Source organism: Nocardioides sp. YR527 (assembly GCF_900101045.1).
Taxonomy (GTDB): domain Bacteria; phylum Actinomycetota; class Actinomycetes; order Propionibacteriales; family Nocardioidaceae; genus Nocardioides.
In genome coordinates this window covers 364,049-375,008 of record NZ_FNFN01000005.1, presented here as the reverse complement: position 1 = coordinate 375,008, position 10,960 = coordinate 364,049, and the positions used below count along the sequence as shown (strand labels likewise).

The window sequence follows — 10,960 nt, the reverse complement described above, 5'->3', positions numbered from 1 at the left end:
CAGGCGTACGCCGTGACGTACGGCCCTCAGGTCACTTCTTCAGGTCGAAGCGGTCGTTGTCCATGACCTTGACCCACGCCTTGACGAAGTCGTTGACGAACTTCTCCTTGGCGTCGGAGCCGGCGTAGAGCTCGGCGACGGCGCGGAGCTCGGAGTTGGCGCCGAAGACCAGGTCGACGCGCGAACCGGTCCAGCCGTTGGTGCTGGTGTAGGTCGACTCGTCGGCGGACGGGGTCCACTGCTGGTCGTAGTCGAGCAGGTTGACGAAGAAGTCGTTCGTCAGCGCGCCCGGGGTCTTGGTGAAGACACCGAGGTCGGAGCCGTCCCAGTTGTTACCGATCACGCGGAGGCCGCCGGTGAGGACGGTCGCCTCCGGGGCGGAGAGGCCCAGGAGGTTGGCGCGGTCGATGAACAGGAACTCGGAGGGCAGGTTGAGGAACCCGGAGTCGTAGTTGCGGAAGCCGTCGGCCACCGGCTCGAGCCAGGCGAAGTTCTCCTCGGAGGTCTGCTCCTGGGTGGCGTCGACGCGGCCGGCCGTGAACGGCACGGTCACCTCGTAGCCGGCCGCCTTCGCGGCCTGCTCGACACCCACGCCACCGGCGAGGACGAGTACGTCGGCGAAGGAGACGCCGGTCGCAGCCGCGATCTCCTCGAACTTCGCGAGGATCGGCTTGAGCTCGTCGGGCTGGTTGACCTTCCAGGACACCTGCGGCTCGAGGCGGATGCGACCACCGTTGGCGCCACCGCGCTTGTCGGAGCTGCGGAAGGTCGCAGCGGCCTTCCAGGCGGTGGAGACGAGCTGCTGAGCGGTCAGGCCGGACTCGGCGATCGCCTTCTTGGCCGCAGCGATCGAGGCGTCGTCGGTGGCGGCGGAACCGGTGGGGAGCGGGTCCTGCCAGTCGAAGTCCTCGGCCGGGACCTCGGCGCCGGCGTAGCGGCTCTTCGGGCCCATGTCGCGGTGGGTCAGCTTGAACCACGCGCGGGCGAAGGCGTCGGCGAAGAGGTCCTGGTCGTCCTTGAAACGGCGCGAGATCTCGTCGAACTCCGGGTCGACGCGCAGGGCGAGGTCGGAGGTGAGCATGCGCGGCTCGCGCTTGCCGTCACCGAAGGCCTCGGGCACCAGGTCGGCGCCGCCGTTGTTCTTCGGCTTCCACTGCTTGGCGCCGGCCGGGGACTCGGTGAGCTCCCAGTCGTAGGCGTAGAGGATGTGGAAGAACTCGTTGTCCCAACGGGTCGGGTGGTAGGTCCAGGTGACCTCGAGGCCCGAGGTGACCGCGTCGGCGCCGACACCGGTGCCGTGGCCGTTCTTCCAGCCGATGCCCTGGTTCTCCAGGGGCGCGGCCTCCGGGTCGGGGCCGATCAGGTCGTCGGTGTGGGCACCGTGGGTCTTGCCGAAGGTGTGGCCGCCGGCGATCAGGGCGACGGTCTCCTCGGAGTCCATCCCCATGCGGCGGAAGGTCTCCTTGATGTCCACCGCGGACTTCAGCGGGTCGGGCTGGCCGTTGGGGCCCTCCGGGTTGACGTAGATCAGACCCATCTGGACAGCGGCCAGCGGCGCCTGCAGGTCGCGCTCGCCGGTGTAGCGCTCGTCGTCGAGCCAGACCTTCTCCGGACCCCAGTAGACGTCGTCGTCGGCCTCCCACACGTCCTCGCGACCACCGGAGTAGCCGAAGGTCTTCAGACCCATGGTCTCCAGCGCGACGTTGCCGACCAGCACGAACAGGTCGGCCCAGGAGAGCGCCTGGCCGTACTTCGCCTTGACCGGCCACAGCAGGCGGCGGCCCTTGTCGAGGGAGACGTTGTCGGGCCAGGAGTTGAGCGGCGCGAAGCGCTGCTGACCACTGCCGGCGCCACCGCGGCCGTCGTGGCTGCGGTAGGTGCCCGCGGCGTGCCACGCGAGGCGGATCATGAACGGGCCGTAGTTGCCGAAGTCGGCCGGCCACCAGTCCTTGGAGTCGGTCAGGACCGCGGCGATGTCAGCCTTGACGGCGTCCAGGTCGAGAGCCTCGAAGGCCGTCTTGTAGTCGAAGTCGGGGTCGACCGGGTTGGCCGCGGGGTGATGCTTGGCCAAGATCTTCAGGTTGAGCTTGTTGGGCCACCATTCCTGGTTGGCGCTGCCGACGGTCGGGTGAACGCGGCCGGCGTTCATGACCGGGCACTTGCTCACGGACTCTTCAGACATCAGGTTCCAGTCCTTCTTGTTCGGATCATTTGCTGCGCTGCTCAGTTCTTGCCCTGGGCGGCCTGGCACTGCGGACAGGTGCCCCAGTAGATGACCTCGGCCTCGTCGACGACGAAGCCGTTGTCGTCTGATGCCGTCAAGCAAGGCGCATGGCCGACGGCGCAGTCGACGTCGGCGATGTTCCCGCAGGAGCGGCAGACCACGTGGTGGTGGTTGTCCCCGACCCGGGTCTCATAACGAGCCACCGAGCCGGACGGCTGGATGCGGCGTACGATCCCGGCCGCCGAGAGGGCGGCGAGGGAGTCGTAGACGGCTTGATGGGAGACGTCCGGAAGCCGCTCGCGCACCGCGCCGAGGATGGTCTCGGTATCGGCGTGCGCGTTCTCGGTGACGGCTCCCAGGACGGCCACTCGCGGGCGAGTGACGCGCAGGGAGGCACCTCTCAGCAGCTGTTCGTAGTCCGCGTTCCCCACAGCCCTGAGCCTACGCCAATTCTTGAATGAGTCAAGAAACGGATGGAAAATTCTGACCCCGTACGCCGAACTGCTCCCCGCCATGGACGGGGAGCAGTTTCGGGTCGCGGTCGAGGCGCTACGTCAGTCGGCGAGGTTGTCGATGATCGCGCTGGTGACGTCCTGGGTGGTGGCCGTGCCGCCCACGTCCGGCGTCAGGATCCCGGACGCACAGGTGCGCTCGATGGCACGCTGGATGCGCTTGGCCTCATCGGCGAGCCCGAGATGGTCGAGCATCAGCCCGGCACTGCCGATGGCACCGACGGGGTTGCAGATGCCCTGCCCCGCGATGTCGGGGGCGGATCCGTGGACGGGCTCGAACATGCTGGGGAAGCGTCGCTCGGGGTTGAGGTTCGCACTGGCAGCGAGTCCGAGGCTGCCGGCCAGCGCACTGCCGAGGTCGGAGAGGATGTCGGCGTTGAGGTTGGAGGCGACGACCACCGAGAGGTCCTCAGGCTTGAGGACGAACTTCGCCGACATCGCGTCGACCAGCACGCTCTCGGTCTCGACGTCGGGATAGTCGACGGCGACCCGCTTGAAGACGTCGTCCCAGAGCACCATGCCGTACTGCTGGGCGTTGCTCTTGGTGACGCTCGAGACCTTCTTGTTGCCGCGGGTGCGGGCGAGGTCGAAGGCGTAGCGCATTATCCGCTCACAGCCGACCTCGGTGAAGACGGCGGACTGCGTGGCGATCTCGCCGCGGCCGTCGCGACCGCCGAAGTTGCGACCGCCGAAACCGGCGTACTCGCCCTCGGAGTTCTCCCGGACGACGACCCAGTCGAGCTCGGTGTCGTCGGCCTTGCGCAGCGGGCTCGTGATGCCAGGGAGGAAGTGGACAGGACGTACGTTGGCCCATTGGTCGAAGCCCTGGCACAGCCGCAGCCGCAGTCCCCAGAGGCTGATGTGGTCGGGCACGTTCTCCCAGCCGACGGCGCCGAAGTAGATCGCGTCGTGGTCCTTGATCCGGTCGGGGCCGTCGTCGTCGATCATCTTGCCGGTCTTGGCGTAGTAGTCCGAGCCCCAGGGGAACTCGTCGACATCGAAGGCGAAGGCGCCGTGCGATGCCGACGCAAGCGCGTCGAGCACCTTCAGGCCGGCCGTGACGACCTCGATGCCGACCCCGTCGGCCGGGATCGAGGCGATGCGGAAACGTGTGGTCTGACTCATCGGAACCTCCGTGCTGGTGAACGTGTCTCGAGTCAACCCGCGCCGCCGCCGCGGCGTCCAAGACCGGTGTCCGATCTCCTACATAGGGCTCGCCTATGAGTCGACCTCAGCGCTGTCTTCGGCGTCCAGGTGCTTGTCGAGCACCTCCAGAAACGCGGCCGCACCCGGCGTGAGCACGTCCTGCCTCCACACCGCCGAGACCCGGAGCACGGAACTGGGCTCGATCCGGCGGACCTCCGCACCCACATGGGTGGCGATCGAGTTCCACGAGGACGGCATCACCGCATGCCCGAGCCCCGACATGACCAAGGGCAGGATCGAGGTGCGGTGAGCGACCTCGGCGACGAGGTGAGCGTCGGCGCCGCTGGCGAGGACGTCGTCGACGAGCTGACGCATCAGGCTGCCGCGCTGGGAGACGACCAAGCGCAGTCCGGTCAGCTGCGAGCGTTCGACCGCGTCACCGGCAGGGAGCCCGGAACCAGGCGGCGAGATGAGCACGAGCGGCTGGTCCTCGATGTGTCGCACCGTGAGGTCGGCCGTGTAGGGCTTGGCCGATGAGCCCAGGAACCCGATCTCGGCGACCCCGGAGACCACGGTCTCCACGACCTCCTCGGGTGTGAAGACCCCAGCCACGTTGACAGTCATCGCCGGCCACTCCCGCGAGAACGCCGACATGATCGTGGTGAGGGGCTCGATGCCCGGTGACGGCATCGTCACCAGGTCCACCCGGCCCCGGCGCAGCTGCCGCGCCGAACGTACGACGTCCCTGGCGTCGTCGAGATCGCGGATCACTCGGCGCGCAGGCCCGACCAGCTGTTCCCCGGCATCGGTGAGCACCACTCCCCTGCCCGCCCGGACGAAGAGCTTGATCTTCAGCTCTCGTTCGAGTCCCGCCATCGCCTGCGACAACGACGGCTGGGCGATGTGGAGATGTTCGGCCGCCCGACCGAAGCCGCCGTGGTCGACGATCGCGAGAAAGTAGCCGAGCTGTCGTGCATCCAAGTGGTGGCCTCCGTTGATAGGCGCTGCCTATGTATGTCAGAGAGTATCGGTCTTGGACGTGACGCGCGTCACGTTGCCATGGTGATCGAAACCTGAGCCGAAGGAGAACCCCATGGCTTCCGTATCGATGCCACGCACCAGCGATCCGACCCCTCCGAACTCGAGCTCCGGGCGCACCGACGTCGAGAAGGTGCTCCTCGGCGGCAAGACCTTCCGCAGTCTGTCCGAGCAGAGGCTCTCACCCGCCGAGGAACGGTTCGAGAAGGGGCGCCAGACCGCAGGCTGGTTCCTGGCGCCGCTCGTCTCAGTCGTCTTCGCCCTGCTGCCGCTGGGCCTCGACTCCACTCAGCAGACGCTGGCTGCGGTGCTCCTCGGAGTCATCGTGTTGTGGATCTGTGAACCGGTCCCGATTCCCATCGGCGGACTCATCGGGGTGTCCGCGATCATCCTGCTGGGAGTCGCACCATCCGATGAGGTCCTGGCACCGTTCGGGTCGACGACGGTCTTCACCTTCATCGGTGCGTTCATCCTGGCTCAGGCCATGCTCAAGCACGGAGTCGCACAGCGCATCGCATTCCTGGTTCTCGGGCTCCCGGGCGTGGGCAAGTCGACGTTCCGGATCATCCTCGCCTTCGGTGGCGTGACGTGTCTGCTGTCGGCCTTCGTGTCGAACACCGCCACGGTCGCGATGCTCATGCCGACGGCACTTGGCATCCTCGCGGTCGTCGGACGCCTGATGCAGGACCGCGGTGTGGTGAAGTCCGACTTCGACCCGATGCGCCTGCGCGTCGGCACTGCCCTGATGCTCATGCTCGCCTACAGCGCGAGTGTCGGCGGCCTCCTCACACCCGTCGGCGCGCCACCCAACCTGATCGGCCGCGGCCTGATCGAGGAAGCCACCGGAGAGCGGATCTCGTTCGCCCAGTGGACGGGCACCGCGGTGCCCATGTGCCTGGCCATGTTCGTGGTGCTCGCCGTCATCCTGTTGCTGATCAACCGCCCCGAGGTGCGTCACATCGACGGCGTCGAGGAGTTCATCCGCGAACGCCGGCGTGAGCAGGGTCGGATGAGCCGGGCCGAGATCAACACGGTCATCGCCTTCGGCGTGACGGTCACGCTGTGGCTCGTCCCCGCCGTCGTCGGTCTCGTCGCCGGCAGCGAGTCGGCGGCGTACGCCCTGGTCGACGACCGGCTCAACGAAGGGGTCGTCGCGGTGATCGGAGCCGCCCTCCTCTTCATCCTGCCGGTCAACTGGACCCGCCGTGAGGCCACGATGAGCTGGAGCGACGCGACGAAGATCGACTGGGGCACCATCATCCTGTTCGGAACGGGCATCATCTTCGGTGCCATGCTCCAGGCGACCGGACTGGCCGAGACCATCGGCAACGCCGCGTTCGGCGGTCTCGGGATCGGCAGCTCGCTGGCCATCACCGCGTTCGGCGTCTTCCTGGCGATCCTCGTCTCCGAGACGACCAGCAACACCGCATCGGCCGCGGTCGTCGTGCCCATCATCATCCCGCTTGCGGCGGCAGCAGGTGTCGATCCCATGATCCCGGCGATCGCGGCCACCTTCGGCGCCTCGTTCGGGTTCATGCTTCCGGTCTCCACACCTCAGAACGCCATCGTGTACGGATCCGGGTGCGTACCTATCACCAAGATGATCCGGTCCGGACTCTGCTTCGACATCCTCGGCGCCCTCGCCATCATCGCTTGTGTTCCCGTCATGGCCACGCTGACCGGAATCGCAGGCTGATGACGCATCCGACCATCCTCTTGGCGCCGGACAAGTTCAAAGGCTCGCTCGACGCCGCCGATGTCGCCCACCATCTGGCCGAGGGGATCCGGGACGAGGACCCCCGGATCCTCGTACGCCGCTCCCCCATCGCCGATGGCGGCGAGGGGACCGTGGCGGCGGCCTTGGCCGCGGGATGGTCTGCCCGCAGGGCGACGGTGGAGGGGCCGACCGGGTTGCCGGTCGAAGCCACCTACGCTGTGGACGGTGCCCGGGCCGTCATCGAGCTCGCCGAGTCCTGCGGGCTGCAACGCCTTCCGGCGGGGCGCCTGGCTCCGTGGGCGGCCTCCACCTACGGTCTCGGCCAGATCATCGCAGCCGCGGTGGACGCGGGTGCCACCGAGGTGATCGTCGGGCTCGGCGGCAGCGCAAGCACCGACGGAGGCGCCGGCGTCCTCCAGGCCCTCGGGGGAATGATCCTCGATCGCAACGGTGAGTCCGTGGGCCGCGGGGCCCGACACCTCGGCAGCACGACCACCATCGACCTGAGCGCGGCGCGGGCCAGGTTGGCGGGGGTACGCATCGTCGCCGCCTGCGACGTCACCAACCCCCTGCTCGGCCCTGAGGGGGCGGCTCACGTCTTCGGCCCGCAGAAAGGTCTTCGCAGCAATGACCTGCTCGTGGCCGAGGCCGGACTGGACGCCTTCGCCCGGGCGGTTTGTGGACCGACCCGTGCCGGCCTCTCGAGCGTGCCGGGTGCCGGCGCCGCCGGGGGGACGGGCTTCGCGCTGCTCGCCCTCGGGGCGACCTTCCGGCCAGGCATCGACGTGGTCGCTGACTTGATCGGCCTCGAGGAGCAGATCAGCCTCGCCGACCTGGTCGTCGTGGGCGAGGGCAGCCTGGACGTCCAGAGCCTCGCCGGGAAAGGTCCGTTAGGCGTCGCCCGGCTCGCCGGCTCCCTGGGCGTACCGGTCATCGCGGTCGTGGGACGCAACTGCCTGTCGCCTGCTCAGGCGGCAGGGGGTGGGCTGATGACGGTCCTCGACCTGATCTCGCTCGACCCCGACCCGGACAGATGCGTCCGGTATGCCCCCGAACTGCTGCGCCGCACCGGAGGCCAGGTGGCTCGCCTTGCCCGAGATCGCTGCGAGCGCGCACCCAGCCTCGACTAGGAGACCGCGTCGGGCTCGGGCACCGTCTCCGGCCGGGTCGCGAAGCGGCCGGCCATCAGCGGGATCAGGACCGAGATCGCCAGCGGGACGAGGAACATCGAGCGCTCGCCGAAGACCTCGGCGACCGCGGCGATCAGGGAGGCGGCGGCGAGATAGCCGGCGTAGTTGGCCAGGTTGACCCGGGCGATCGCCTCCTCGGCGTTGTCCGGGGAGATGTGGGCGGCGGCGACGAAGGACTGCGGCGGGACCATCGCCAGGCTGCCGCCGAGCACTGCGAACCCGACGGCCGCGACGCTCCAGTGCGGCGCGACGACGATCAGCACCAGGGCGCCGACGCCGACGATGCCGCCTGTGCGGATCACCCGCTCGGGACCGAACCGGGCGACGAGGCGGTCGCCGGGGAGGCGTACGGCCAGGAGGACCAGCTGGTAGGCGGCATAGATCGCCGGCGCGACAGCCGCCGCTGCGCCCAGTCCGTCGACGACGTAGATCCCTCCCCACGCGGAGGCCGCCGAGTCGATGAACCACATCGCGAACGTCGGCACCGCGACGAGGAGGAGGGGCAGCCACGGCAGCTGGACCTTGGGGCGCTGCGTACTGCTGGCTCGATGCTCGGCAGCGTCGACCGCCTCCGGTGGCAGCAGGAACCGGAACGTGGCGAGGTTGGCGGCCAGACCGATGACGGCGATGGGGATCATGTCCAGACCCAGAGGTACGCCGAGGGCGATCGTCACGGTCGCATAGACGGCGCCGAGGACGGCCGCCGCGCTCCACATCGCGTGGAAGCCGTTCATCAACGGGCGGGCGTACGCGTCCTGGGTGGCCGTGCCCTGCATGTTCATCGAGGCGTCGACACCGCCGAGGAAGAAGCCGTAGACGCCGTTGAGGACCAGCAGGGTCACGAACGTCGGCGCGAAGGCCGGCGCGACCGCGGCCAGCGACGCCCCGCCGAGCATCAGCGAGAGCGTCGCGGCACTGCCGATCCTGGTGGCGAGGTGACCTGCGACGACGCTGCCGACCGCCCCGACCGCGGTGGTGATGCCGAGCACGACGAAGACGTCGCCCGCGCTGAGGTCGAGCTTCGTCGCGATCGACTCGAGCCTGGTGATCAGCGAGGCGAAGGTCAGTCCCTGGACCGCGAAGGCGACGAAGACCGCCATCCGGGCCAGCTGGAGTCGGGTCATCGGTACGTCCTTCGCGTTCGGGTTGCGCGAAGTCTGCACCTTCGGGGGGTGGTGGCGCATCTGTTTCCGGTGGTCGAGCTTGTCGAGATTTGTAGGGACTGTGTTTTCGGGGTTGGGGTGGGCCGCCGACCCTGTTTTGAGGGTCTTCTCGATCCGGCCCGGCGTCAAGGACGCCCTTCGGGCGCCGGCTTCGCCGGCCGCCTTCGGCGGTCCTGGACTCCGGACCAGATCGAGAAAAGATTTGGCTGGCTATCGGGGCGGCGGCCCGGGTGTGGCGCGGAGTGAATCTAGCTTCGGATGCGTGGGGTTGATGGGGTGAAGGGTGGCCCTTCGGGCCACTTACCATCCACAGGACCGATGCCGTTTGCTCACCGCGAAAACAGTGTTTGAACAGGGAAAATAGATGGCCAGGTAGGCGATGAAAGCGTAGAATCGGACCCATCACAGCACACCTCTGAAGGAGAGGGCAGCGATGAGTCTCGGCCGCTCGATCGACCTGTGGGGCACCAACCCCGGCGACGCGATCGACGCTGCCCTTGCCGCCATCGAGACAGCGCTCCACGAACTCCTCTCCACCGACCCCGCCTACTGGCGCACGTGCCAGAAGAAAGACCTGCTGGCACGGCTGGAGAAACTCCAGGCCCAACAAGCCGCCCTGAAACTAAGGGTGCTCGCGACTGCCGGCGACATCGCCGAAGAGACCGGCGCTAAGGACGTCTCGAGGTGGATGCGGACCGAGCTGTTGGTCGACAAGGGCGTGGCTCGCTCCCAGGTGAAACTCGCGGCAGCGGTGACCAAGTACGACCTCGTGGCCGACGGCCTCGCCGAGGGAGTCGTGTCCCAGGACAAGGCCCGGGTGATCACCCAGGCACTCGACAAGATCGAGGCCGACCCGGTCGCCAGTAGTGAGGACCTGGTGTTGGCGGAGAAGCTGCTCGTTGACTACGCCACCCGGTTGACCGCCAACGAGCTCCGCATCGTCGGACGACGGATCCTGCGCGAGATCGACCCGGCCCGGTTCGAGGACGCCGAAGCCAAGGCGTTGTTGGCTGAAGAGGAGCGTGCTCAGCAGAAGACCGCGTTGCGGGTGTGGGACAACCACGACGGCACCGTCGGGTTCGACGGAGTGCTCCCGACCTCGATCGGGATGCGGTTCAAACGACTCGTCGAGGCCTACGCCCAGCCCCGCAAACAACAGCTGGTCGCCAAGGGCGCCCCGCTGCCGCCGTGGGAACGACTGATGGGCCAAGGGTTCGCCCGCCTGCTCGAGACCGTCGACCCGGCCGCCCTGCCCCGCCACGGCGGTGACGCGACCACCATCAACGTGGTCATCTCCCTCGAGGAGCTCCGCAAGGAGATCGGCATCGCCACCCTGGGCTATGACGAGACCAACGGCACCACCATCAGCGCGGCCGAGGCCCGTCGAATGGCGTGCAACGCCACCATCATCCCCTGGGTCCTCGGCGGCGACAGCGAGGTCCTCGACGCAGGCCGGGGCAGCAGGTTCTTCCAACCCATCCAACGCAAAGCGATGCGGCTCCAGCAGAAATGCTGCCAAGCCGAAGGCTGCGACATGCCACCCGAATGGTGCGACGCCCACCACCTCGACCAGTGGGCCGCCGGCGGAAAGACAGATCTGAAAGATGGGGCGTTGTTGTGCCCGCATCATCACCGGCTGGCCCACAACGCGGCGTACGTTCATGAGCGACTACCGGACGGCACCATCAGGTTCACCCGCCGCCCCTAACCGGATGGGCGAGGAACCACACCACCGGGCCCAGCCCCTCGGGCCTGACGACTACAACCGTCGACCGGGCTCAGCTCTTGCTGAAGCCGCCCGTCCTGGTGCGCAATGAGCGTTCCGGTCAGCTTCCGGACTCCACGCTCACGTGTCCCCGCTCGCGGGGACGCTTCCCCGCTGCAGTGACGGTGGCCCACGCTCCGGAGAGTGGGGAAGATCTGCGCCCGCGGGAAACTCTCTTCGGATCAGTGGGGAACTGATGACCCGA

At 68.0% G+C, this 10,960-nt stretch carries 8 protein-coding genes; 3 read left to right on the top strand and 5 right to left on the bottom strand.

Annotated elements, in window-relative coordinates; genetic code table 11:
* Window positions 1-31 precede the first annotated feature (31 nt).
* The 4 genes from katG to BLT25_RS17305 all read right to left on the bottom strand — a co-directional run bounded on the left by katG (window position 32) and on the right by BLT25_RS17305 (window position 4,863).
* Window positions 32-2,182, bottom strand: a complete 2,151-nt coding sequence (gene katG / locus BLT25_RS17320; RefSeq protein ID WP_091048404.1) for a catalase/peroxidase HPI — start codon at window positions 2,180-2,182, stop codon at window positions 32-34.
* Window positions 2,183-2,223: 41 nt separating this feature from the next.
* The gene (locus BLT25_RS17315; RefSeq protein WP_091048403.1) at window positions 2,224-2,655 is read right to left on the bottom strand and encodes a Fur family transcriptional regulator; all 432 of its coding nucleotides are present in this window, start codon (window positions 2,653-2,655) and stop codon (window positions 2,224-2,226) included.
* A gap of 123 nt (window positions 2,656-2,778) precedes the next feature.
* Complete coding sequence (locus BLT25_RS17310; RefSeq protein ID WP_091048400.1) at window positions 2,779-3,861, bottom strand: tartrate dehydrogenase; 1,083 nt, start codon at window positions 3,859-3,861, stop codon at window positions 2,779-2,781.
* A gap of 93 nt (window positions 3,862-3,954) precedes the next feature.
* Window positions 3,955-4,863: a LysR family transcriptional regulator gene (locus BLT25_RS17305; protein WP_091048398.1), complete on the bottom strand. Its 909-nt coding sequence runs from the start codon at window positions 4,861-4,863 to the stop codon at window positions 3,955-3,957.
* A gap of 112 nt (window positions 4,864-4,975) precedes the next feature.
* Between BLT25_RS17305 and BLT25_RS17300 the strand changes: the two genes are divergently transcribed.
* Window positions 4,976-6,616 carry an SLC13 family permease gene (locus tag BLT25_RS17300; RefSeq protein ID WP_091048396.1) on the top strand — a complete coding sequence of 547 codons (1,641 nt, stop codon included), beginning with the start codon at window positions 4,976-4,978 and terminating at the stop codon, window positions 6,614-6,616.
* A complete protein-coding gene (locus tag BLT25_RS17295) occupies window positions 6,616-7,767 on the top strand; it encodes a glycerate kinase (RefSeq protein ID WP_091048394.1) in 1,152 nt (383 codons plus the stop codon). Before BLT25_RS17300 ends, BLT25_RS17295 begins: the two co-directional genes overlap by 1 nt.
* Here BLT25_RS17295 and BLT25_RS17290 read toward each other — a convergent pair.
* Window positions 7,764-8,951: an MFS transporter gene (locus tag BLT25_RS17290; protein WP_176883995.1), complete on the bottom strand. Its 1,188-nt coding sequence runs from the start codon at window positions 8,949-8,951 to the stop codon at window positions 7,764-7,766. The genes BLT25_RS17295 and BLT25_RS17290 overlap by 4 nt on opposite strands.
* A 472-nt stretch (window positions 8,952-9,423) precedes the next feature.
* On the opposite strand from BLT25_RS17290, the gene BLT25_RS17285 reads away from it, so the two are divergent.
* The gene (locus BLT25_RS17285; RefSeq protein WP_091048390.1) at window positions 9,424-10,698 is read left to right on the top strand and encodes an HNH endonuclease signature motif containing protein; all 1,275 of its coding nucleotides are present in this window, start codon (window positions 9,424-9,426) and stop codon (window positions 10,696-10,698) included.
* Window positions 10,699-10,960 lie beyond the last annotated feature (262 nt).

What these genes read in the sequence shown, in the direction of transcription:
- katG (WP_091048404.1), bottom strand. Translation starts at nt 2,182, where the DNA reads ATGTCTGAAGAGTCCGTGAGCAAGTGCCCGGTCATGAACGCCGGCCGC.
- BLT25_RS17310 (WP_091048400.1), bottom strand. Translation starts at nt 3,861, where the DNA reads ATGAGTCAGACCACACGTTTCCGCATCGCCTCGATCCCGGCCGACGGG.
- BLT25_RS17300 (WP_091048396.1), top strand. Translation starts at nt 4,976, where the DNA reads ATGGCTTCCGTATCGATGCCACGCACCAGCGATCCGACCCCTCCGAAC.
- BLT25_RS17295 (WP_091048394.1), top strand. Translation starts at nt 6,616, where the DNA reads ATGACGCATCCGACCATCCTCTTGGCGCCGGACAAGTTCAAAGGCTCG.
- BLT25_RS17290 (WP_176883995.1), bottom strand. Translation starts at nt 8,951, where the DNA reads ATGACCCGACTCCAGCTGGCCCGGATGGCGGTCTTCGTCGCCTTCGCG.
- BLT25_RS17285 (WP_091048390.1), top strand. Translation starts at nt 9,424, where the DNA reads ATGAGTCTCGGCCGCTCGATCGACCTGTGGGGCACCAACCCCGGCGAC.